Genomic DNA, 23,192 nt, shown 5'->3' on the forward strand with positions numbered 1-23,192 from the left:
CCGTCCCGCGCTTCGGGGACGCGCCGGAGCGTGGCCGGGGCCGCGCTCGCCTGCTCTCGCGGCAGCGCGCTCGCGCACGGTGTGCAGCCAGCCGGGCGGCTCAATCTCATACATGAAACACCGGAAGAAGCGGAAGCCGTGCGCTCCAGAGCCAGCAGGCATCCGGGGGTTGTATCAGACCCTGTTTACATTCATGTCTCAGACGCCGGACCATCCCTCGTTACATGGGTCTCTCCCGCGTCTTCTCCCTGGTGCCCACGGCAGCTGTCGCCCTCTCCCTTCCCGCGAGGTCCTTCGCGAAAGGGCCTCCGCGCAGGGGCCCGCGCCTCGCCGCCCTCGGCACCGCGCTGCTGCTGGTCCTGATGATGGCGCCCCTGGCGCACGCGGCGACGGCGCAGGCTCCCGTGCCCGCGATGGATGGGTGGCGCTTCCGCTGGGGCGACTCTCCCATCGGCCCCGACGGGGCGCCCAGCTGGGCGAAGGAGACGGGCACGGAGACAGGCTGGCAGCCCGTGGCCGCCCTGCGCGTGCCGCCGGGCCGTGGCACGAACACGCTGCTGTGGCTGAGCATCCCCGTGCCCGAGGGGAAGTGGTTTGAGCCAGCGCTCTACCTCGGCACCGTCGCCAACGCCTTCGAGGCGTACGCGGGCGGCCAGCGCATCTACACGAGCGGGAAGGTGAATCCCGCCGGCCGCGAGGCCATGGAAAACATGGCCTGGCACCTGGTGCCGCTGCCCCCCTCGGTGAAGGGCCAGCGCCTCCTGCTGCGCATCCAGGGAACCGGACCCGCCATCGGTGTGACACGTGACGCGCGGGTGGGCCCTCGCCATGAGCTGCTCGCCATGGTGACGCGAGCGGGACTGGCCCCCTTCGTCATGGGAACGTTCCTCCTCGCCATCGGCCTTCTCACCATGGGCGCGGCCCTGCTGCGCCGCCAGTACCGGATGCTGATGGCGCTGACCATCTTCGCCGGTGGCTCGGGCGTGATGCTGCTCGGCACGAGCGCCCTGTTCCCCGCGCTCTGGGACCTGACCGCCACCAGCAGTCAGCTCACGCTGCTGGGCTCGTACTGCATCCTTCCGGGCCTCGCGTGGTTCATCTCCGACACGATTGGCGAGGGGCGGATGCGCTGGTTCCGCACCGGCGCCGCGGTGGTCTCCGTGCCAGCGGCCATCCAGGGCGTCCTCGTCCTCGTGGACCTGGGCGCGGCCCAGCGAATCCTGCCGTTCATGGTCCTCTATTCGCTCCCCGGCATCCTCGTCTGTGTCGGCGTCGCGGCCGTCGAGGCCTGGCGCGGCAACGCCGACGCCCGCATCTTCCTCGTCGGCCTGGGCGTCTTCTTCGTCTTCTGCGTCCACAGCACCCTCCCCATGCTCGGCCTGATGGAGACGGCGGACAGCCAGCTGCACTGGGGCTTCCTCGCGCTCACGCTGTCGCTCGTGGGCATCGTGGGGCGCCGCTCGTCGGTGGTGATGCAGTCCCTCGCGCAGCACACGCGCCAGCTGGAGTCGCGCAGGAAGGAAGTGCGCCAGCTCGCGGACAGCATGGGCAGCGGCGCCGGAGAGCTGGCCGCGGTGGCGCAGCAGCTGCGCGCCACGAGCGAGGAGCAGACCTCGGGCATCAGCCGCCAGGCGACGGCGCTCCAGCAGCTGGAGCAGACGGTGGAGGAAATCCGCCAGAGCTCGCACGTGACGGCCGACAAGGCCCGCCTGCTGGCCGCCTCCGCGGAAACGGCCGAGCAGGTGGGGCGGGACGGTGGCGTGGCCCTGGAGCGCACGCTGTCGGACCTCTCCGCCATCCGCACCGAGGTGTCGGAGATGGCCAGCCGCATCCTCGCGCTCGACACGCGGACCCGGGAGGTCGCCGGCATCGTGGACGCGGTGAAGACGCTCGCGGACCAGTCCAACATGCTGGCCATCAACGCCGCCATCGAGGCGGTGCGCAGCGGCGACAGCGGCAAGGGCTTCGGCGTGGTGGCGCGGGAGATGCGCAGCCTCGCGGACCAGTCCATCCAGGCCACCCAGCGCATCCGCGACGTGCTCGACGGCGTGAGCGCGAGCATGCGCGAGGCCGCGAAGGTGAGCGAGCAGGGCGAGCTGCGCGTGCGCGGAAGCCTGGACGCGGTGCGCACCTCCGGCGCGCAGCTCCAGAAGCTGGCCGCCATCATCGGCGATACCAGCTCGAGCGTGCGCCAGATTACCTCCGCCGTGGCCCAGCAGGACGCGGGCACCCACCAGATTGCCCAGGCCATCCAGGAGCTGTCCGGGCAGATGCAGCGCACGCTCAAGGTGGTGGACGAGACGCAGACCGTCACCCGCTCCGTGCACTCGCTGGCCGAGCGCATGTCCGGCGTCGCCGACCAGGCCCTGCGCTCCGGCACGCTGGACGACAGCGCGGTGCCGGCGCGGTAGCCCCTACCCGGGCCGGCGCAGGGACGTGCGCAAGCGCTCCGCTTCGTGCCGGAGCGCGCAGCCGTCCACGTGGTCGTTCACCATCCCCATCGCCTGCATGAAGGCGTAGGACGTGGTGGGGCCCACGAAGCTCCACCCCCGCTGGCGCAGCTCGCGGGAGAGCGCGGTGGACTCGGGTGTGGTGGGCATGCTCCGCAGCACCTCCCAGGTGAGGCGGCGGGGCCGGCTGGCCTCGGAGGGCTCGAAGCGCCAGACGAAGGCGGCGAGCGAGCCCTCCTCTTCCACCAATTCACACGCGCGGCGGGCGTTGTTCACCACGGACTCAATCTTCCCGCGGTGGCGGACGATGCCCGCGTTGCCGAGGAGCCGCTCCACGTCACGCCCGGTGAAGTGGACCAGCCGGGTGAAGTCGAAGTCGAGGAACGCCTCGCGGAAGGCCGCGCGCTTGCGGAGGATGGTGAGCCAGCTCAGGCCCGACTGGAAGCCCTCGAGGCAGAGCTTCTCGAAGAGGCGCCGGTCCTCCGTCACCGGCCGGCCCCACTCCGTGTCGTGGTAGGCGATGTAGTCCGGTGCGCTCCCCGCCCACCTGCACCGCCGCACTCCGTCCGTTCCCTCGACGAGTCCTTCCATCATCCCGTCATCCTCGCACGTCGCGCGCGAGGAGCACTTCGCTTCGTGTGCAGGCTCCGGGGTGTGACTTCAACAACTGTGTCACGCCTTGCGACAAATCCTGGGGCCGCACGTTTTCTGGGTGCTCAACCCTCCACACGGAGCAACCCCCATGATGAGCACGACGCGTACCGTCGCGCATCGCGCGATGGCGCTGATGGGCATCCTCATGCTCGGACCGGCCATGGCCGCGCCGACGCAGGTGCAGACACAGACGCAAATCCGCCAGCCGAAGAAGGACCGCATCCTGAATGGCCGCTATGTGCCGCCAGGAGACCCGAACCTGAGCCCCACGTGGGACTGGACGGTCAGCGGGGCCGGCCACACCATGTACTACTCGAAGAACGGCGCCACGCCGGTCCAGCTCAACAACGTGCAGCTGCCCTTCTTCACGAGCGGCCACCCGCTCGCGACGGACGAGAAGGACATGTACCCGGCGGATGGCTGGATGCTGGTGTACCGGGACTTCGGCACGCCCACGAGCGCCCCGGCGATGCCCTTCTTCGCGCTCTACAACAAGTACAAGGGCACGCTGCGCTTCATGTACTACAACGCGGAGAACCTCGCGTACACGGCGTACCGCGCGGAGCTGTCCTTCCGCAGCACGACGAGCACCGCGGGCCTGATGACCTTCACGGACACGGTGAAGGCGTCGCTCGCGGACTACGACAAGGCCAAGCAGGACGACTTCATGGGCCGCATGGCCATCAACCATGGCTGGGCCTGGGCGGACTTCACGCTGTTCGGGTATGACCCCAACGCCCATCCCGACGCCAAGCTCCACCTGGAGCTGCACGGCATGGACATCAGCCAGGTCGCGCTCGAGGGCTCGCTCAACCTCAACCAGGTCATCGACAGCTCGGCGCCGTCGTCCTCGAACACCAACGCCTTCTCCACGCTGGTGGGCGCGTACAACGCGGGGCACAAGTACTACAAGGACGTGAATGCGCAGAAGGCGGCGCTCGCGGCGCGGGTGAAGAAGGAGACGGACAACACGGCGACGGCGGACCCGTGGTGGGTGGCGCCGGCGCAGACGTTCCTCGCCTCGGGGGCGGTCAGCGCGGCGCCGTACATCGGCGCGCTGGTGGGCTTCGTGAAGTTCTTCATGGGCGGCAAGACGGGCCAGGCCCGCCGCGAGCCGATGAACTTCGAGGGCGCGCTGGCGCTCACCGGCACCATCACCACCGTGCAGCAGATCGACATGGGTGACTTCGCGCTGCACACCGGCACCGCCGCGCCCGACTTCTACCGGCCCGTGCAGACGATTCCGTGGGGCGTCTTCAACCTCAACACGGAGCCCACCGTCCTCATCGCGAACTGGTACTCCGGCTGCTACGACGACTACGGGAAGATTCTCTCCTGCCAGGAGACGGCCGACTACACGCTCGCCGCGCCGAGCTACGTCGTCAACCCGAATGCCGGCGTGACGCTCAAGTCCGTGAAGGCGGCGTTCACCTACGCGCAGAGCGCGCCGTCGAGCTTCGTGCCCTACAACCAGCTCTACGAGTCGTATGCCTGGTACCAGACCTGGTGCAGCGACTGGTGGTCGTACAACTACCCGTGCGGCGAGAGCGTCTGGGGAGCCCATCCGCAGTCGGTGGGCCTGGAGCTGACGTTCGAGGTCAACTCGCCCACGCTGTACGCGGACGACGAGTTCGTCGTCTACAAGGAGTACCAGCCGAACTGGCAGTACCAGTGAGGCGCCGCGTCTCCACGGTTTCGTGTTACCGATGAGCCGTGGAGACGTGGGTGACACCGTTCGAGCCGCAGCCCGCGACGGCGGACGTCGCGGGCTGCTTTCCGAGCCCCTTCGACGAGCAGGGGCCCCAGGCGCTCGCCCGGCGGGCCGCGGAGCAGCTGCAGGCGGAGCTTCGCGCGGGGCTTGTCGCCCCCGGGATTCCGGCCTCGGTGCTGGAGGGCCGTGAGGGCGGGAAGATGTTCGGCGTGCTCGTGGTGCGAGAGCCGGACGGACGTATCGGCTACCTGCGGGCCTTCTCCGGGATGCTCGCGGGACGGTGGGACGTGCCCGGCTTCGTGCCTCCGCTGTTCGACCGCGAGGTGCGAGGCCAGCTGGAGCCCGAGGGCGAGGCCGTGGTGAAGGCGCTCCACGCTCGCACGGAGACGCACCGTGCGTCGCCGGAGTTGGTGGAACTGAGAGCCGCGCTCGAAGTGCAGCAGGCGCGCCATGCATCGGAGCGCGCGGCGATGCGGGCCCGGCATGAGGAGCGGCGGAAGCAGCGCCACGCGCGCAGGGCGGAGTTCACGGCCGCGGAGAAGCCCCTGGCGCTCACGCAGCTGGCACCGCGCCAGCCGGAGCCGGCCACCGCGTCAGCCGATGAAGCCTCGCGGCGTGCGGCACTCAATGCGTCGGAGCCGGCCACCGCGTCACCCGATGCGGCCGCGCAGCGTGCGGAGCGTCAGGCGCCGGAGCCGGCCACCGCGTCACCCGGTGAAGCCGCGCAGCGTGCGGAGCGTCAGGCGCCGGAGCCGGCCACCGCGTCACCCGGTGAAGCCGCGCGGCGTGCGGCGCTTCATGCATTGGACCAGGAGAGCCGGGGCGACAAGGCGGAGGCCCGCCGACTGGACGCCGCACAGGAAGAAGAACAGCGGACGCTCGCGTCGGAGCTGAAGCGACTGGAGCGGCGGCTGCGGGCCCTGGAGCGGCTGCGCCGCATCGTCAGCCGCACGCTCATGAAGCGCCTTCACGACACCTACGGCGTGCCGAACGCGAGAGGCGAGCGCCGTCCCCTCCGCGCCTTGTTCACCTCCGGCGAGCCCCCCTCGGGTGCCGCGGACTGCGCCGCGCCGAAGCTCCTCGCCCAGGCCTTCAAGCTCGGCCTCCAGCCACTGGCGCTCGCGGAGTTCTGGTGGGGTGCCCCTCCCCTCTCGGGAGGCCGTGTCTCCGGCGCGTTCTACGCCGCATGCCGGGACAAGTGCGGGCCCCTGCTGCCGTACATGCTGGAAGGCCTGTCCGTCGCGCCGCCCAGGGCCTTCGCTCCCGCCGCGTCCACGAGCGACGGACTGTCCATCCTCTTCGAGGACGCGTGGCTCGTCGTGGTGGACAAGCCCCAGGGCCTGCTCTCCGTGCCCGGCCGGGAGGCGTCGCTGACGGACTCGGTGCTCACCCGGCTGCGCGCGCGGTATCCCCACGCGACAGGCCCGCTGCTCGTGCACCGGCTCGACCTGGACACGTCGGGGCTGCTCGTCGCGGCGCTGGACCCGAGGACGCACGCGACGCTGCAGCGGCAGTTCCTCCACCGGACGGTACACAAGCGCTACGTGGCCTGGCTCCAGGGGCTCGTGAAGGGCGAGCGGGGCACCATCGACTTCCCCATCCGCGTGGACCTGGATGACCGGCCCTGGCAGATTCACGACCCCGTCCACGGCAAGCCCGCGGTGACGGAGTGGCACGTGCTGGAGCGCTCCGCCGAGCGCACCCGCGTGGCCTTCTTCCCGCGCACCGGCCGCACGCACCAGCTCCGCGTCCACGCGGCGCATCCGCTCGGCCTCGGAGCCCCCATCGTCGGAGACCGCCTCTACGGGCACCCCGGTGAGCGCCTGCTCCTGCACGCGGAGGCGCTGTCCTTCCTGCACCCGGGCACGGGCCAGCCCGTCACCTTCGAGCAGCCCGCGCCGTTCTAGGCGTCACCGGGCTTCGCCAGCGCCGCGTCCCTCACGGCCCGCAGCCGGGCGCGCACCTCGGCCAGGTTGGTGCCGTCGTAGCGCAGCGCATTGGGATGCTCGAAGCCCACGTTCCACGGCTGCGCGGGGACGATGACCAGTCCGCGCGGCCGCCACGTGAGCCAGCGGTGGATGTACTCCGGCCAGTCGTCCACCAGCACCTTCCCGTAGACGAGCCCCTTGTCCATGGTGACGGTGACGCGCGCGTCCGGCACGTGCGCCTGGCACCACTGGAGCTTCTCCGCCCACGCGTTCGTCGAGTTCGCCGGGCCCTTGGTGAGCACGTGCAGCTCGAACTCGAGCGCCCGCAACGCCTCCAGCACGTCGAAGCCCTGAGGCCGCCGCTCCAGCCGCGCCCACCACCCCGGCTGCCCGCGGATGAGCTCCTGCCTCGCCCGCAGCCACGGCGAGTCCTCGAACTCGGCCGTCAGCGGAGGCTCGCCCGGGCTGCGCAGCCGCTCCAAGTCCCGGAGCATCGCCCCCTGGTAGTCGCAGAGCGTCCCGTCCATGTCGACGAGCGCCACCAGCTCCGACCGCTTCACCGTGTCTGACATGAGGGCCCTTCTACTCCAGCCCGGACGGTGGCCGCTCGGGAGCGGCCCACCGTGGGACTCAAGCGCCCGCGGGCTCGGGAGCCTCGGGGGATTCCGGCGCAGCCGGCTCCGTCCCGGCCTCCGGGGCGGCCTGCACGGAGGGCTTCACGCCCAGCTCGCGCGTCAGCTTCGGCGCCACGCCCGTCTCCGCCAACAGCCGCTCCAGCTGCACGCGGGCGCGGCGGTTCTCCCGGTGCACCTTGCGCCCGAGAATCAGCTCGTTCTTCAGCGAGTGCTCCCAGCCCGTCAGCTCCGTCACCGTCACCTGGTAGCCGAAGGCCTCCAGCGTCAGCGCGCGGATGACGTTCGTCAGGTGCGAGCCGAACTCGCGCCGGTGCCACGGGTGCGCGTACAGCTGCGACATGGCGCCGCTGCCCGCCACCACCGGCCGCTTCTCCTTGAGCTGCGCGGCCACCTCCGCCTGACAGCACGGCACCACCGCCACGTGGTCCGCCCCGTGGCGGATGGCCGCCACCAGCGCGTCGTCCGTCGCCGTGTCGCACGCGTGCAGCGCCATCAGCAGGTGGATGCGCTCCGGGTACTGCCCCTGGTCGATGTGCGCCGTCTGGAACTGCATCCGCTTGAAGCCCAGCCGCTCCGCGCGCCCCTTCGCGCGCTCGGTCAGCTCCGGCCGGCCCTCAATCGACAGCAGCGTCCCCTTCTCCGCGTCCTTCAGGAACAGCTCGTAGAGGACGAAGCCCAGGTAGGCGTTGCCGCTGCCTGCGTCCACCATGACGGAGTCGGGGTGGCGCGCCTGCACGTCCTCGATGGCGGGGCGCAACAGGCCCATCAGGTGGTTGACCTGCTTGAGCTTGCGCAGCGCGTCCGCGTTGAGGTTCCCCTCGCGCGTGAGCAGGTGCAGCTCGCGCAGGAGCGCCGGGGACTGGTCCGGCAACAGCTCCCGCCGGACCTGGGAGGCCTTGACGTTGCGCCTCAGACGGACACCACCTCGAGCACCTCGGGGATGGCCTCACGCAGGCGCCCCTCGATGCCCATCTTCAGGGTGGCCGTGGACGACGGGCAGCCCGCGCACGAGCCCTTCATGTGCAGGTAGACGATGCCATCCTCGAAGCGGTCCAGCGTGATGTCGCCGCCGTCCATCGCCACCGCCGGGCGGATTTCGCTGTCCAGGATGTCCTGGATGCGCGCCTGGATGGAGCCACCCTCCGAGCCGGACGAGGCCTGGCGCGCCGCCGCCACCGCCGCCTCGTCCACCACCGGCTCGTTGGCCGTCAGGTGCGAGTCCAGCGTGGACATGACCGCGTCATTCATCTCGTCCCACTCGCCCTCCTCGCCCTTCGTCACCGTCACGAAGTTGCTGCCAATCATCACCGCCGTCACGCCACGCACGTCCATCAGCTTGTGCGCCAGCGGAGACTTCGCCTGGGCGTCGTCCCGGTTCGTGAAGTTCAGCGCGCCGCCCGCCAACAGCTTCCGGTCGACCACGTACTTCAGCGTGCTGGGGTTCGGGGTCCACTCGAGCTGGATGTTCACCGACATTCAATTCTCCTGAGGCCCTTCCTCTAAGGCGCCGGCTGCCCCATAGCAACCCGACTCTCGAAGAAGCAAACGTCCCCTCCTCCGCCCTGCCACTCTTCAACAAGAATTCCAAGAACTTCCAGAACCTCCAGTGGAATGGGGTATACTGGGAGGCACATGCTGATGAGCACCCACCGCCGCTCCCAGGAAACGCCCGTTCCGACGCCTCGCGTGCCCGCGAGCGTGTTCGAGGGGCTGTTCGTGCGGGGCCTCAAGGCGGAGGGGCGGCTGGTGACGGAGCTGGCGGCGCTCGGCTACGACATCAAGAAGCCGGAGATGGACTACCCCATCCAGCTCTGGCAGCGCACCGTCACCCTGGCACGCCAGGAGGTGTACCCGGAGCTGAGCGAGGAGGGCGCTTACCGGCAGCTCGGCCGCATGCTCGTGACGGGCTTCGCTGAGACTTTCGTGGGCCGCGTCGCCGCGGTGGCCCTGCCGATGATTGGCCCCCTGCGCGCCCTGGAGCGGGTGCCGCGCTACCTGGCGATGATGGGCCGCACGGACATCGCGGTGACGCTGACGCCCGTGGGCGAGCGCGGCCGCCGCATCCACCTCACGGACCGCTACAACCGGCCGGACCTGATGGCGGGCGGCCTGGAGCGGATGCTGGAGCTGACGTCCGTGCAGCCGCGAATCACCGTGGAGGAACGCAGCCCCGACGGTTACCGTCTGCTGGTGCGTTGGTAGCCCGCCCCCAGGAGTGTCCGTGCCCTACCCTCCCCGCCTCGCCCACCTCGCCACCCGTGCCGTGGTGGTGGCGAAGCTGATGCCCACCTACGCGCAGGCCCACAACATCGACGAGGAGGAGGCCTCGCAGCGGCTGTCCACCGCGCTCGCCGGGCGCATGCTGCCCGCGCTGCTGGAGGCCGCGTGGGAGGCCATGCGCGGCAAGGCGAAGCGGCTCACCGACGACGGGCTGCTGGAGAAGGTGGCCGCCACGCTGGGCGACCGCCCCCTGCGGCCCGGCAAGGCGGCCACCCTCAACCCCGCGTGGAGCGCCTTCCTCATCCTCGCGGACCTGGAGGTCGGCACCGCGGGCGACGCCGCGCGCCGTGTCATGGAGACCGAGGAGGGCCGCCGCCGGGGCGCCGAGGGAGTGGCGGAAGCCGGACGCTTCCTTGCCGCGGAGCTGACACGCGGGAAGTAGTCCGGGGCGCGGCCGCTGGCGGCCCCCGGGGCGCACCGTTATAGGCTCGCGCTACCCAGCCAGGGGCTCGGCGCCCGAGCCCACCCGAACCCGCCGCGATGTCCACCCCGCTGCCCACCACCCTGCGCATCCTGCCCTCCATCACCGAGGTCCCCCGTGCCACGTGGGATGCCCTGGTGGACGAGGCCGGCCTGCCCTTCCTGGAGTGGACCTTCCTGGAGAGCCTGGAGCAGAGCGGCAGCGCGGTGCCGGAGCGGGGCTGGCATCCCCGCCACCTCACGCTGTGGCGCGGCTCGCGCCTCGTCGCCGCCGCGCCCGCCTACCTCAAGGACGACAGCAACGGCGAGTTCGTCTTCGACGGGCCCTGGGCCACCGCCGCCGAGCGCGCGGGCCTGCGCTACTTCCCGAAGCTCGTCATCACCGTGCCCTTCACCCCCGCCGCCGGCCGCCGCGTGCTGGTGGCCCCGGGCGAGGACCGCCGCGCGCGCGAGGCGGAGCTGTACGCCGCCGCCCAGGAGTACGCCCGCGCCGAGCGCCTGTCCGGCGTCCACGTCCTCTTCCCCACCGAGGAGGAGCTGCCCGTGCTGGAGGCCCAGGGCTTCGCGTTGCGCCTGGGCGTCCAGTACCAGTGGCGCAACGAGGGCTACCGCACGCTGGACGACTTCCTGGAGCGCTTCCACTCCAAGCGGCGCACCCAGCTGCGCCGCGAGCTGCGCGCCCCCGCGTCCCAGGGCATCGAGGTGCGCACCCTGCGCGGCGACGCGCTGGCGGAGGTGGACCCAGAGACTGTCTACCGCCTGTATGCCTCCACGGTGGACAAGTACCCGTGGGGCATGCGGTTTCTCACCCCGGACTTCTTCGCGCGCATGCTCGCCCGCTTCCGGCACCGCTGTGAGTGGGTGGAGGCCCGCCGGGAAGGACGGCTGGTGGCCGGAGCGTTCAACCTCGCTGGCCCCAATGTCCTCTACGGCCGTTACTGGGGCTGCTTCGAGGAGCACCCCTTCCTGCACTTCAACGTCTGCCTGTACCACCCGGTGGAGCAGGGCATCGCCCGGGGGCTTTCACGCTTCGAGCCGGGCCACGGCGGAGAGCACAAGCTCACCCGGGGATTCGAGCCGCACCTCACATACAGTGCGCACCTGCTCCTCCACCCCGGCCTGGACCGCGCCGTGCGCGGCTTCCTGGCCCACGAGCGGGCAGCCGTGGAAGGCGGCCTGCCCCAGTGGCGGGCAGAAACCGGTTTCAAGGAGGGGGCCTGAAAATCCCCCCTCCCGACGTCATTAAAGGGAGCCCGACACACCCATGGCGCAGAAGCACGAGCACGATACCTCCGTCGTCACGGAGTCAGCACCCAAGCAGAAGCTCAAGAGGCCCACCCTCTACAAGGTGCTCCTGCACAACGACAACTACACGACGCGGGAGTTCGTTGTCGCCGTGCTCAAGGAGATCTTCCACAAGTCGGAGACGGATGCCGTGCAGATCATGCTGCACGTTCATTACAACGGGGTCGGGGTTGCCGGCGTCTATACGTTCGAGGTCGCCGAAACGAAGGTCAAGACGGTGGAGGCCGCGGCTCAGGAGAATGGGTTTCCCCTGCGGCTCTCCATGGAACCCGAGGAAGGTTGAAACGTGGCAGGACCGCTGATTGCCAAAGAGTTGCAGGCCAGCTTCCGCACCGCTCTCGAAGAGGCGCGGAAGATGCGCCACGAGTACCTGACGCTGGAGCATCTGCTCCTCGCGCTCACGAAGGACTCGCGGACCCGCGAAGTCCTGAGGGCGTGCGGGGCCAACGTGAAGCGCCTCCAGGAGCGGCTGGTCTCCTTCCTGGAGGAGACGGTCGAACGGCTGCCCGAGGGCGTGGAGGCCGAGCCCCAGCAGACCATTGGCGTGGAGCGCGTGCTCCACCGCGCCGCCATGCATGCGCTGTCCGCCGAGCAGAAGCTCATCGACGGCGGCGACGTGCTGGTGGCCATGTTCCGCGAGGAGGAGAGCCAGGCGCTCTACCTGCTCCAGCAGGAGGGCGTCACCCGGCTGGATTTGCTCAACTACATCTCCCACGGCATCTCCAAGGACGGAGAGGGCGCGGGGGGCGAGGCCTCCGAGGGCGCGGCCAGCCGCGGCGCGCCCATGGGGGACGACGAGGAGGGTGAGTCTCCCCGGAAGAGCCCGCTGGAGGCCTACACCACCCAGCTCAACATCGAGGCCAAGGAGGGGCGCATCGACCCGCTCATCGGCCGCGAGAAGGAGCTGGAGCGCACCATCCAGGTGCTCTGCCGCCGCCGGAAGAACAACCCGCTCTACGTGGGCGAGGCGGGCGTGGGCAAGACGGCGATTGCGGAGGGCCTGGCCCTGTTCATCCACGAGGGCCGGGTGCCGGAGGCGCTGAAGAACTCCGTCGTCTACTCGCTGGACATGGGCGCGCTGCTCGCGGGCACCAAGTTCCGCGGCCAGTTCGAGGAGCGCCTCAAGGGCGTGCTCAAGGCGCTGCAGGAGCAGAAGGACGCCATCCTCTTCATCGACGAAATCCACACGATTGTGGGCGCCGGCGCCACCAGCGGCGGCTCCATGGACGCGTCCAACCTGCTCAAGCCCGCGCTGGCCAGCGGGCGGCTGCGCTGCATCGGCTCGACGACGTTCCAGGAGTACAAGGCCGCCTTCGAGCGTGACAGGGCGCTGTCCCGCCGCTTCCAGAAGATTGAAGTCGGCGAGCCCAGCGTGGAGGACACCGTCCTCATCCTGGAGGGGCTGAAGAGCCGCTACGAGGAGCACCACGGCGTGAAGTACGTGCCGGAGGCCATCCGCGCCGCGGCGGAGCTGTCCGCCAAGCACATCAATGACCGGTTCCTCCCGGACAAGGCCATCGACGTCATCGACGAGACGGGCGCCGCCGAGCGGCTCAAGCCGGAGGGCAAGCGCACCAACACCGTCACCGCCGCGGACGTCGAAAACGTCGTGGCGAAGATGGCGAAGATTCCCGCCAAGAGCGTGTCCGCCAGCGAGGGCGTCCAGCTCCAGAGTCTGGAGAAGGAGCTGCAGGCGGTCATCTTCGGGCAGGACGCGGCCATCAAGGACCTGGTCAGCGCGATCAAACTGGCGCGCTCCGGCCTGCGTGCGCCGGAGAAGCCCATCGGCTCGTTCCTCTTCTCCGGCCCCACGGGCGTGGGCAAGACGGAGCTGGCCAAGCAGCTCGCCCAGACGCTGGGCGTGGAGTTCCTGCGCTTCGACATGAGCGAGTACTCGGAGAAGCACACGGTGAGCCGGCTCATCGGCGCGCCTCCGGGCTACGTGGGCTTCGACCAGGGCGGCCTGCTCACGGACGCCGTGCGCAAGCACCCGTACGCGGTGCTGGTGCTGGATGAAATCGAGAAGGCCCACCCGGACCTCTTCAACATCCTGCTCCAGGTGATGGACCACGCGACGCTGACGGACAACAACGGCCGCAAGGCCGACTTCCGCAACATCGTCCTCATCCTCACCACCAACGCGGGCGCCCAGGAGATGAGCACCAAGGCCATTGGCTTCGGAGACCTGGCGAAGCCGGCGGACGGCACCCGCGCGAAGAAGGCGATTGAGCGCACCTTCACCCCCGAGTTCCGCAACCGGCTCGACGGGTGGATTCTCTTCTCCGGCCTGCCGCCGGAAATCATCCTGAAGGTCGTGGACAAGGAAGTCCGCCTCCTCCAGAAGATGCTGGACGAGAAGAAGGTGAAGCTGGAGCTCACGCCCGCCGCCCGCGCGTGGCTGGCCGAGCACGGCTATGACCCGGCCTTCGGGGCGCGCCCCATGGCCCGCCTCGTGGACAACTCGCTGAAGAAGCCGCTCGCCGAGGCGCTCCTCTTCGGGGACCTCAAGGACGGCGGCGTCGCCCGCTACGACGTGGAGGGCGACGGCTTGAAGCTGCAGACGAAGCCCGCCACCGCCGAGGCGGCGCCGGCCTAGCAGGCGCCAGACGCGGGAGATGAAAAGGCCCCGGCTCCCAGGTGGAGTCGGGGCCTTCTTCTTGCCGAAGCGGCGGAGCCCCCCACCGCGAGCGCCGGACATGAAAAGGCCCCGGCTCCCAGGTGGAGTCGGGGCCTTTGTGCTTCCGGGCGCGCGGGCCCGGCGACTTCAGCCGACGCGGTAGCTCTTCACCGCGCTGGAGAGCTGCTGGGAGATGATTTGCAGCGTGGTGGCGGCCTCGCCGGTGGAGCCGATGCGGGCCACCGTCTCGTCCATCATCTTGGAGAGGTCATTCACCGCCAGGGTGATTTGATTGATGCCCACGTTCTGCTGGCTCACGGCGGCGGCAATCTGACGGACGGCGGCGGCGTTGTCCTGGACGATGGAGGACAGCTCGCGCAGGTTCTGACCGCTGGTGCGCACCTGGGCGAGGCCCGCCTCCATGCGCTCGGCGCCGCGCTCGGTGATTCGCACGGCGGCCGTGACGGAGTTGGCGATGTCGTCCAGCAGCTCGCGCACGCGGGTGGTGGCCTGGATGGACTGGTCCGCCAGCGCGCGGATTTCGCGGGCCACCACGCCAAAGCCCTTGCCATGCTCGCCCGAGCGGACGGACTCGATGGCCGCGTTGAGCGCGAGCATGTTGGACTGGTCCGCCAGGTCCTTCACCGTCTGCGTAATGCCGCCAATCTGCTGCGTGCGCTCGCCCAGCTCGACAATCTTCTGGGCAATCTCGCCCACCTGGACGCGGATGTCGTTGAGGCCCGCCATGGTGAGCTCGATGGAGGCCTCGCCCGACTTGGCCAGGGCGTCAGCGCGCTCGGCCACGGAGAGCACGCTCTCCGCCTTCTGCGCGGCCAGCATCGACGTCTGCTTGATTTCCTGCGCCGTCACCTGCGTCTCCTGGAGGGCGGCGGCCTGCCGGGAGATGGTCTGCGCCTGGTCGGCGGAGGACGCGTTGAGGTGCTCGGTGGACTGGGTGAGCGCGGTGGCGGCCTGCTGGAGGTTGAGGGTGACCTCGCGCAGCCGACCCACCATCTGCGCGAAGGAGTTGGCCAGCCGGCCCACCTCGTCGCCGCTCTTCACCTGGATGGGACGGGTGAGGTCCCCGGACTCGACGATGTGGCCCGCCACCTCCGTCAGGTTGCGCAGCGGCCGGACGATGCTGCGGCCGAACAGCGCGGCCACCGCCACGCCCAGCGCCACCAGCAGCAGGGCGAACCCCGCCATCCGCCAGCGCAGCTCGGAGACCTGGCTGGCGATGTGCTCCAGGGACATGCCCACGTGCACCGTGCCCAGCTTGCCGCCGGCCACCGGGGCGGCGACGTTCACCGCGCGCACCCGGATGTCACCGAACTCCAGCTCCACCACGGCCGCGTCCCCCGCCTCGACGACGGCGGCCTTGAGCGGCTCGGGGAAGGTGCTGGCGAAGGAGTGCGCCACGACATTGCCGCTGGCGTCCTGGACGAAGATGTAGTCCAGGTCGTCGCTGTCCCGGGTGACGTCCAGCATGGGCTGGAGCGTGCCGTCGCCCGCGGTGATGCCCTGCTCGGCGGCCACGGCGATGCTCCGGGCCACCAGCTGCCCTTCCTCCGTGTGGTTGGCCATCAGGCCGCTCTCCAGCCGCTGCGTGGCGATGGCGGTGAGGCACAGGGCCAGCGACGCGCTGATGACCGCGGTGAGGAGGATGAACTTCGGCGCCAGCCCCAGGGACTGGCGGAACTGCTGGCTCAACTGCGTGGTGAGCGAAGGTTGCGAAGGTTTCACGGAATCACCACCGGGGAAACGACGTCAGGAGCGCACCCTCGAGGGGACGGGTGGAAGTGGGAACAGGGGCTCATCGGGAGGGGCCCCCGCGGAAGCCGGGCATGGAGCAGCTCTGGAGGATGAGCTCGGGCATGGAAGTCAGGGGCACGCCCTGGTCCGTGGCCTTGAGCTCAATCGCGGCGCGAGGCATGCCGAAGACGACGGACGAGGCCTCGTCCTGGGAGAAGGTGACGCCGCCCGCGTTGCGGATGGCCAGGAGGCCCCGAGCGCCGTCCTCCCCCATGCCGGTGAGCACCACGCCGCCGCTGCGCCGGCCGAAGACGGAGGCCAACGACGCCAGCAGCACGTCACCGTTGGGGCACGGACCGCCCTTGCTGCGCTGCAGCCGCGCCAGGCCGGCCGCGTCCACCAGCAGGTCATGCCCGTCCAGCGGGAAGTACACGCGGCCCGGCTCCAGCCGCTCGCCTTCCTTCGCGATGTCCACCGGCAGGGGCGTCACCTGGGACAGCCAGCGCACCATGCCCTGGGTGAAGCCCACGGTGATGTGCTGCGCGATGAGCAGCGGGACGGGGAAGTCCTTGGGCAGCTTGGCCAGCAGGTCCGCCAGCGCGGGCGGGCCGCCGGTGGAGGCGACGATGCCGAAGACGTCCACCCGGGCGCCCGTGGGCGGCGGCGGCGTCACGCCGGTGCGCGGGCGGCGCGAGATGACGGGCACCTCCGCCATCAGGCACACCGAGTGGGCCAGATCCCGGCCCCACTTGCGCAGCTCCTCGCCATTGGAGACGTTGGGCTTGCCGATGAGCTCCAGCGCGCCGGCGCTCATCGCCTGGAAGCCCAGGTCCACGCCGCGCTCCTCGGCCACCGCGCTCACCACGAGGATGCGCGCGGGCGACTGGGACATGATGGCGGCGATGGCCGCCGGGCCGTCCAGCCCCGGCAGCAGCAGGTCCATGGTGATGACGTCCGGACGCAGCAGCCGCGCGAGCTGCACGGCGCGGTTGCCGTCACCGGCACGGCCCACGACCTCAATCCGCGGCTCCTCGGTGAGGAGCGCGGTCAGCGTGTTGGCCATGGTGGGGGAGTCATCCACCACCAGGACGCGGATGGACCGCTTTCCCATCACGCCCGGTTCCCCCTGCGGCTCATCACGTCGAGGACCTCCGCCAGCAGGCGACCCGCGGCGCACTCGCGCTTGCTGAGGTAGCCGTCCGCGCCCGCCGCCATGCCGCGCTCCCGGGCCGCGGCGCTGTCATGCGCGGAGACGAGGATGACGGGCAGCAACGCCGTCTCCTTGCGCTCGCGCAGCTTCGCGATGAGCTGCACGCCGTCCATCTCCTCCATGTCCAGGTCGCAGATGACGACGTCGTAGCTGTCCGTCGCCAGCCGGTCCAGCGCCCGGGCGCCGCTGGCGGCCAGGTGCACCGTGAAGCCGCCGGCCTCCAGCATGGCCCGGTGCAGCGCGCGCGCGGTGAGCGAGTCGTCCACCACCAGCGCCCGCTTCTGCGCCACCACCTGCGCCTGCGACGTGTCCGTCACCAGCCAGTCCGGGCGGCAGATGAGCAGCAGCTCGCCGCGGCTGAGCGTGGCCGCGCCCTGCCAGGCCGGTACGTCCCGCACCTCGGAGGGCAGCGGGCGGATGACCAGGTCCCGGTCCCCCACCACCGCGTCCACCGCGAGCGCCACGCGCTTGCCACCGCTCTGCACGATGAGCAGCGGCTGCCCCTCCGCGGGCGGCGCCAGGGCGCGCAGCCCCAGCCGCGCCCCCAGGTCCACCACCGGCAACAGCTGCCCCTGGTATTCCAGGTGCGCGCGCCGCTTGCCCAGGCGGAGCGAGTCCGCGCGGGCCAATTGCGTGGCCTCCACCGCGAGCATGGGCAGGCCCACCAGCGTCTCCGTGGCGCGCACCACCAGCACCGGGGAGCTGCCCAGGTCCACCGGCAGGGTGAGCACGAAGCGCGTGCCCTGCCCCGGCGTGCTGGCCACTTCGATGCGGCCCTGCAGCGCCTCCACCGAGGCGCGCACCGCGTCCAGCCCCACGCCGCGGCCGGACGTGTCCGTCACGTCCGCGCGCGTGCTGAAGCCGGGGCGGAAGATGAGGTCTCGCACCTGGTTCTCGTTGAGCCGCGCCGTCTCCTCGGCGGTGACGACGCCGCGAGACTCCGCCACCTTCTTCACGCGCTCCACGTCGATGCCGGCGCCGTCGTCCGCGCACTCGAGGTAGAGCAGGTTGCCCTGCTGCTCGATGCGCATCGTCAGGGCGCCCTCGTGGTGCTTGCCCGCGCGCTCGCGCTGGGCCGGCAGCTCCAGGCCGTGGTCCACCGCGTTGCGCAAGAGGTGCACCAGCGCGCCCTGCAGCTTCTCCAGGAGGCGCCGGTCCAGCGACAGCTCCGAGCCCACCACCGACAGCCGCGCCTCCTTGCCCAGCTGGCGCGACAAGTCGCGCACCATGCGCTGCAGCGGGTCCAGGATGGTGCGCACCGGGCGGGTCGTAATCGCCTTGAGGCCCTCCTCCAGCGCCTCGACGATGTCGCCCGTCTCCTCGCCGTCGGTGCGCAGCGTGCGCGACGTGCCCGACAGCTGCGAGCGCGCCTCGGCCGTCTCCGCCAGCAGGCCCTGCTTCGCCAGCAGCGTCACCACGCGGTCCAGCTCGCGGCCGCGCTCCTCGAAGCGCAGCCGCACCTCGCGCAGGCGCTCCACCTCGCGCATCAGCGCCGTCACCTGCCGCGCCGACACGCGCCAGCCGGCGTCCGCCGACTCGGGCGCCACATCCGGCACCATGGAGGCGGGCTCGGCCGCCGCGCTCGGGGCGGGCGGCTCCACCTCCACCTGCGTGGCCACCTGCGCGGCGGACACGGACATCTTCAGGGAGCCGGACGCCCCCATGGCCGCGGCCTCTTCCGGAGGCGGCGCCTCCGACACGAGCTGGGCCAGGGCCGCCGCCGGGTCCGGCAGCGCGTCCCCGCGCCCGTCCGCGTGGGCCTGGGCGCGCAGCATGAAGAGGTCCAGCCCGTGCAGGAGGATGTCCACCACCGGCCGGGGCATCTTCTGCGGGTTGGCCTTCAGCGGAGCGAGCGCGTCCTCCAGCTTGTGGGCGATGTCGCCCAGGTCCTGCATGCCCAGCGACGAGGCGCTGCCCTTCAGGGTGTGCAGGTGGCGGCCCAGCCGCACGTAGAGCTTGGAGAGCGCGTCCGTCTCCAGGCCGTCGCGCTCCAGCTCCAGCAGGTCCATGGTGACCTTCTGGATGACCTCCTGGGCCTCCACGGCGAAGCCGGCGACGAGTCCTTGCAGCAGCGGATCAACGGGCATGACGTCCTCCCGTCCCGCGCAGGGCGAACAGGCGCTTCAGGTCAATCAGGTGGATGAGCTGGCGGTCCTGGGTGAAGACCTCCATCACCGCCCCTTCGGCGCGCACGCGCGCGGCCTCCACCGCGCTCATGGGCAGCGTGGTGGGGCGGGGAATGGCCTCACAGTCCAGCGCGCACAGCTCGCCGTCGCCGCGGTCCACCACCAGGAGCACGGCGGGGTCCTGCCGCCAGCCGTGGCCGCCCAGGAGCGACGCGAGGCTGAGCGCGGCCAGCACCTGCCCCTGGAAGCGCAGCACGCCGACGACGTGCGGGGCCGACAGCGGCACCGGCGTCACCATCTTCAGGGGCAGCGCGGCGCGCAGCGTCTCCAGGGAGAGCGCGTAGCGCTCCTCGCCCAGGGGGAACTCGGCAATCCAGTGGACGGCCTCCTCGACGGCCGTCTCGCCCTGCTCGCGCAGGCGGGACGCGCGCCGCTCGAGCAGCTCGCGCGCCTCCGTCTCCTGCGCCTCTTCCATCGTCCGCGGGGTGACCTTCATTCCAGCGTCCCCTGATTGAGGTAGGCGTCAGCGGACGCCTGGTAGAAGCGCGCCGGCAGGGCCTCGGGCCCGTCCACCAGCTGGTCGGGCGGGAGGCGCTCGGCGCGGGTGCGCAGGGTCCGCATCAGCGGCACGGCCGCCTCGCGCGACCCGGAGCGCTCCCGCAGCAGGGCCAGCTCCAAGAGCCCCGGCAGGTAGTCCGGCGACTGGCGGACCAGCGCCTCCAGCACGGCGGTGGCGCCCACCTCGTCCCCCTCCTCGATGCGCTCCAGCGCATTCAGGTGGAGCCGCGAGGGCTCGGGCGGCGGCGCGGCGGCGGCGCGAGCGGGCGCGGCGGCCGGAGCCGACGCCACCCGCCGGGCCTGCACGGGCGCCCGCGCGCTCTCGGCGACGCGAGGACGCGAGGACGGCGCGGCGGGCTCGCCGGGGGCGGGGAGGCGGAAGGCCTGCAGCTCCGGAGGGCCCTCGCGCACCATGCCCTTGGGGACGCGGTCCGCCTCGACGGCGCCCAGGAAGAGCAGCCCGCCCGGGTTGAGCGTGCGGGACAGGAGGGTAATCGCCGCGTCACGCGCGGCCGGTGTGAAGTAGGTGAGCACGTTGCGGCAGAGGATGAAGTCGAAGCGGCCGAACCGTTCTGGCAGGGGTGTCAGCAGGTTGGCCTGGGCGAAGGTGGTGACGCGGCGGACGACGGGAAGGATGGTGACCTCGCGCTCCCCCGTCTCCACGTAGAGGGGGAAGAGGCGCGGCGCGGACTCGCGGCGGGACCAGGAGCCGTAGGTGGCGCGGCGGGCCGTCTCCAGGCTGGACTCCTGCAGGTCCGTGCCCACCACCTCCACCGGGAAGCCGTGCGGCAGCGACGCTTGCAGGCACGCGGCCAGCGAGTAGGCCTCCTCGCCGGTGGCGCAGCCCGCGCTCCAGCCGCGCAGGGCCAGGGCGCCCCGGCGCAGCGCCCCGGGCACGCCCTCCTGGGCGATGAAGCGGAAGTGCTCCGGCTGGCGGAAGAAGTACGTCTCGCCCACCAGCACCGCGCGCGCCAGCGTGCTGGACAGCGAGGACACCGGGTGCAGCAGCTCTCCGAGCAGGTCTCCCGCGGAGCGGCCGCGCGTGAGCTCCGCCCGCATGACGCGCTCCATCGCCTCGGTGGCGATGGCGTCGTCGCGGAAGCCGGTGATGGCGGCCACCACCTCCCGCGCGCGGGTGAGCAGCCGCGGGTCGAGCTCGCCGCTCATGCGCTCCGCCTGGCCTCCGCGGCCTCCAGCATCGTGGGCAGCTCGCGCAGCAGGCCGCGGGCGATGAAGACCTTGGGGTCCAGGATGGGCAGCGCGCGCCCGGCGGAGCGCAGCATGCCGATGAGCCCCTCGCGCAGCGGACCATGGTCGGCCCCGCCCACGCGCTCGCGCCGCTCCACGTCCGCGGCGGCGTACTCCTCGGGGTCCTTCACCGTGTCCACCGCCAGCGCCAGCGCCACGCCGTCCACCTCGATGACCACCAGCATGCGCTCCACGCGCGCCAGCTTGTGCTCCACGCCCAGCCGGCGCGCCACGTCCAGCACGCACAGCGCGTGGCCCCGCACCTCGACGTACTCGCGCAGGTAGGCCGGGCCCGTGGGCAGGGGCCGCGTCGCCGGGTGCAGCAGCACCTCGCGCACGGCGTCCAGCGGGATGGCGAACTCCAGCTCCCCCACCGTCACGCGCAGCACCAGCAGCGAGCCCGTGCGGGCCCGGCGCCGCGCGCTGGCCATGGACTCGCCCACGGTGTGCAGCAGCTCGTCCGCGCGGAAGGGCTTGGCGAGGAAGGCCTCCGCGCCCAGGCCCAGGCACGCCTCGGCGCGCGACTTCTCCGAGGAGATGATGATGACGGGGATGCCCGCGGTGGACGGGTCCGCCTTCATCCGCTGGAGCACCTCGTCGCCGTCCATCTCCGGCATGGACAGGTCCAGCAGCACCGCCTCCGGATGGAGCCGGCCCACCTTCTCCAGCGCCTCACGGCCATTGCTGGCCGTGTGGATGGTGTAGTGGCCGGAGAGGATGGCGCGCTCCAGCGCGAGAATCGCGTCGCTGTCGTCGACGAGCAGCAGGGACGGCAGGCTCACGGCATCAGGCCTTCGAGAGGAACTGACGGACGGTTTCCGTCAATTCGTGGTGGGACACCGGCTTCTGGATGAAGGCGTTGGCGCCGGCCTCGGTGCCCTTCTGGCGCAGGTCCGCGTTCTTCTCCGCCGTCAAAAGCAGGATGGGAACCGAGCGCACCTGGGGCATCTGGCTGGCGCGCACCTCCTTCACGAAGGTGATGCCGTCCATGCCGGGCATGTTGATGTCCGCGATGACCAGGCTCACCGGGACGAGCCGGAGAATCTGCAGCGCGCGGGTCGCATCGTCGGCCTCCACGGTCGAGACCTTGAGGTTCATCAGGTAGATCTTGACGATGTTGCGGACCGTCGGGCTGTCGTCCACCAGCAAGACGTTGGTGCTGTGGGTGGTCACTGTGATGCGGCTCCTCCGCAGGCCCGCGCTGTGCGGGATGCCCCTGCGACTGTTCAGGACTCTACCGTGAGCGCTCTCACGGGAGAAAGCGGCACCCCGGGCCCGCCGTGGTAGCGAGCGGGCAGGTGCCAGATGACCCCGGGACAATTCCCGGGGTCCGTGCATGCGAGGAAAAACGGCTACTCGGCCGCCGGCTTGGGGGTGTTCGCCGGGAACTCCGTGGCCGCGCCCTCCGGCTCCACCGGCGGCGCCCCCACCGCGTGGTAGCCACCGTCCACGTGAACCATTTCGCCCGTGGTGGAAGGCAGCCAGTCCGACAGGAGGGCGCAGGCGGTGCGGGCCACCATGTCGTGGCTGTCCTTGGCGCTCCAGCCCAGCGGCGCCTGCTTGCCCCAGCCCTGCTCCAGGGCCTTGAAGCCGGGGATGCCCTTCGCGGCGATGGTGGCCAGGGGACCGGCCGCCAGCGCGTTGACGCGGATGCCCTTGGGGCCCAGATCGCGCGCGAGGTAGCGCACCGTGGCCTCCAGCGCCGCCTTGCACACACCCATCCAGTCGTAGATGGGCCAGGCCATGCGGTTGTCGAAGTCCAGCGTGACGATGGAGCCGCCCTTCGTCATCAGGGGCAGGCAGGCCACCGACAGCTCCTTCAGGGAGAAGGTGGAGATGCGGAAGGCCGTCTGCACGCTCTCCCAGGGGGTGTTGAGGAAGTTGCCGCCGAGCGCGTCCTCGGGGGCGTAGGCGATGGAGTGGAGCACGCCGTCCACCCGGTCCCACCGCTGGCGCAGCGATTCAGTGAGCGCGGTGAAGTGGGCGGGGTTGGTGACGTCCAGCTCCAGCACCTCCAGGCCGGGCTTCAGGCGCTTGGCGCTCCGGTCGGTGAGCGACTTCGCCCGGCCGAACCCGGTGAGGAGGATGTCCGCGCCCTGCGCGAGCGCGTGCTCGGCGATGCCGTAGGCGAGGGACTGGGGCGTCAGCACTCCGGTGATGAGCAGCTTCTTGCCTTGGAGCAGCATGAAAGGCGGCCTCGTCGGAAGGAAGAGAAGGAAACGCGCTTCCTACCACTCCTGACGGGAGGAGCGGGACGAAACCCGGGCGCCACCCCACCTCCGCGGCCAGGCGTGGCGC

General features: G+C 71.0%; 20 protein-coding genes. 8 read left to right on the forward strand and 12 right to left on the reverse strand.

Translation table 11 applies throughout. The annotated features are described in order from the left end of the window. Positions 1–224: 224 nt before the first annotated feature. Entirely contained in the window at positions 225–2,411 is a 2,187-nt protein-coding gene (locus tag ACX9TP_RS38655; RefSeq protein WP_482975683.1) for a methyl-accepting chemotaxis protein, read from the forward strand. A gap of 3 nt (positions 2,412–2,414) precedes the next feature. Here the strand turns inward: ACX9TP_RS38655 and ACX9TP_RS38660 are convergent, their stop codons facing one another. Continuing rightward, the gene (locus tag ACX9TP_RS38660; protein WP_482975684.1) at positions 2,415–3,044 is read right to left on the reverse strand and encodes a DNA-3-methyladenine glycosylase I; all 630 of its coding nucleotides are present in this window, start codon (positions 3,042–3,044) and stop codon (positions 2,415–2,417) included. Positions 3,045–3,192: 148 nt separating this feature from the next. On the opposite strand from ACX9TP_RS38660, the gene ACX9TP_RS38665 reads away from it, so the two are divergent. Next, positions 3,193–4,779, forward strand: coding sequence for a hypothetical protein (locus ACX9TP_RS38665; protein ID WP_482975685.1), 1,587 nt, complete (start codon positions 3,193–3,195; stop codon positions 4,777–4,779). Between the two features lie 50 nt (positions 4,780–4,829). After that, positions 4,830–6,722 carry an RluA family pseudouridine synthase gene (locus ACX9TP_RS38670; RefSeq protein WP_482975686.1) on the forward strand — a complete coding sequence of 631 codons (1,893 nt, stop codon included), beginning with the start codon at positions 4,830–4,832 and terminating at the stop codon, positions 6,720–6,722. Here ACX9TP_RS38670 and ACX9TP_RS38675 read toward each other — a convergent pair. From ACX9TP_RS38675 to ACX9TP_RS38685, 3 genes are all read right to left on the reverse strand, one after another. Continuing rightward, positions 6,719–7,315 carry a 5' nucleotidase, NT5C type gene (locus ACX9TP_RS38675; protein WP_482975687.1) on the reverse strand — a complete coding sequence of 199 codons (597 nt, stop codon included), beginning with the start codon at positions 7,313–7,315 and terminating at the stop codon, positions 6,719–6,721. The genes ACX9TP_RS38670 and ACX9TP_RS38675 overlap by 4 nt on opposite strands. Before the next feature lie 58 nt (positions 7,316–7,373). Beyond that, complete coding sequence (locus ACX9TP_RS38680; protein ID WP_482982285.1) at positions 7,374–8,144, reverse strand: class I SAM-dependent methyltransferase; 771 nt, start codon at positions 8,142–8,144, stop codon at positions 7,374–7,376. A 143-nt stretch (positions 8,145–8,287) separates the two neighbouring features. Continuing rightward, positions 8,288–8,854 (reverse strand): NifU family protein, encoded by a 567-nt coding sequence (locus ACX9TP_RS38685; protein ID WP_482975688.1) that lies wholly within the window; start codon positions 8,852–8,854, stop codon positions 8,288–8,290. 162 nt (positions 8,855–9,016) lie between these two features. Between ACX9TP_RS38685 and ACX9TP_RS38690 the strand changes: the two genes are divergently transcribed. The 5 genes from ACX9TP_RS38690 (at position 9,017) to clpA (ending at position 13,979) form a co-directional block, all read left to right on the forward strand. After that, positions 9,017–9,580 carry a DUF2378 family protein gene (locus tag ACX9TP_RS38690; RefSeq protein WP_482975689.1) on the forward strand — a complete coding sequence of 188 codons (564 nt, stop codon included), beginning with the start codon at positions 9,017–9,019 and terminating at the stop codon, positions 9,578–9,580. A gap of 19 nt (positions 9,581–9,599) precedes the next feature. Next, positions 9,600–10,040 carry a hypothetical protein gene (locus tag ACX9TP_RS38695; protein ID WP_482975690.1) on the forward strand — a complete coding sequence of 147 codons (441 nt, stop codon included), beginning with the start codon at positions 9,600–9,602 and terminating at the stop codon, positions 10,038–10,040. A 98-nt stretch (positions 10,041–10,138) separates the two neighbouring features. After that, positions 10,139–11,299, forward strand: coding sequence for a GNAT family N-acetyltransferase (locus ACX9TP_RS38700; protein ID WP_482975691.1), 1,161 nt, complete (start codon positions 10,139–10,141; stop codon positions 11,297–11,299). A gap of 43 nt (positions 11,300–11,342) precedes the next feature. Beyond that, positions 11,343–11,666, forward strand: a complete 324-nt coding sequence (locus ACX9TP_RS38705; protein ID WP_163998010.1) for an ATP-dependent Clp protease adaptor ClpS — start codon at positions 11,343–11,345, stop codon at positions 11,664–11,666. Between the two features lie 3 nt (positions 11,667–11,669). After that, the gene (clpA, locus tag ACX9TP_RS38710; protein WP_482975692.1) at positions 11,670–13,979 is read left to right on the forward strand and encodes an ATP-dependent Clp protease ATP-binding subunit ClpA; all 2,310 of its coding nucleotides are present in this window, start codon (positions 11,670–11,672) and stop codon (positions 13,977–13,979) included. Between the two features lie 168 nt (positions 13,980–14,147). Here the strand turns inward: clpA and ACX9TP_RS38715 are convergent, their stop codons facing one another. The 8 genes from ACX9TP_RS38715 to fabI form a co-directional block, all read right to left on the reverse strand. Next, the gene (locus ACX9TP_RS38715) at positions 14,148–15,743 is read right to left on the reverse strand and encodes a methyl-accepting chemotaxis protein (RefSeq protein WP_482975693.1); all 1,596 of its coding nucleotides are present in this window, start codon (positions 15,741–15,743) and stop codon (positions 14,148–14,150) included. A 70-nt stretch (positions 15,744–15,813) separates the two neighbouring features. Then, on the reverse strand, positions 15,814–16,863 hold the full coding sequence (locus ACX9TP_RS38720) for a chemotaxis protein CheB (RefSeq protein WP_482975694.1): 1,050 nt from the start codon (positions 16,861–16,863) through the stop codon (positions 15,814–15,816). Further along, a complete protein-coding gene (locus ACX9TP_RS38725; protein ID WP_482975695.1) occupies positions 16,863–19,049 on the reverse strand; it encodes a hybrid sensor histidine kinase/response regulator in 2,187 nt (728 codons plus the stop codon). Before ACX9TP_RS38725 ends, ACX9TP_RS38720 begins: the two co-directional genes overlap by 1 nt. Beyond that, positions 19,039–19,584 (reverse strand): chemotaxis protein CheW, encoded by a 546-nt coding sequence (locus tag ACX9TP_RS38730; protein WP_482975696.1) that lies wholly within the window; start codon positions 19,582–19,584, stop codon positions 19,039–19,041. Before ACX9TP_RS38730 ends, ACX9TP_RS38725 begins: the two co-directional genes overlap by 11 nt. After that, complete coding sequence (locus tag ACX9TP_RS38735) at positions 19,581–20,813, reverse strand: CheR family methyltransferase (protein WP_482975697.1); 1,233 nt, start codon at positions 20,811–20,813, stop codon at positions 19,581–19,583. The genes ACX9TP_RS38730 and ACX9TP_RS38735 overlap by 4 nt, the downstream gene beginning before the upstream one ends. Further along, the gene (locus tag ACX9TP_RS38740) at positions 20,810–21,676 is read right to left on the reverse strand and encodes a response regulator (protein ID WP_482975698.1); all 867 of its coding nucleotides are present in this window, start codon (positions 21,674–21,676) and stop codon (positions 20,810–20,812) included. Before ACX9TP_RS38740 ends, ACX9TP_RS38735 begins: the two co-directional genes overlap by 4 nt. Before the next feature lie 4 nt (positions 21,677–21,680). Further along, on the reverse strand, positions 21,681–22,067 hold the full coding sequence (locus ACX9TP_RS38745; protein ID WP_163998002.1) for a response regulator: 387 nt from the start codon (positions 22,065–22,067) through the stop codon (positions 21,681–21,683). A 179-nt stretch (positions 22,068–22,246) separates the two neighbouring features. Beyond that, positions 22,247–23,080, reverse strand: a complete 834-nt coding sequence (fabI, locus tag ACX9TP_RS38750) for an enoyl-ACP reductase FabI (protein ID WP_482975699.1) — start codon at positions 23,078–23,080, stop codon at positions 22,247–22,249. Positions 23,081–23,192 lie beyond the last annotated feature (112 nt).

Source organism: Pyxidicoccus sp. M15, from assembly GCF_056858435.1.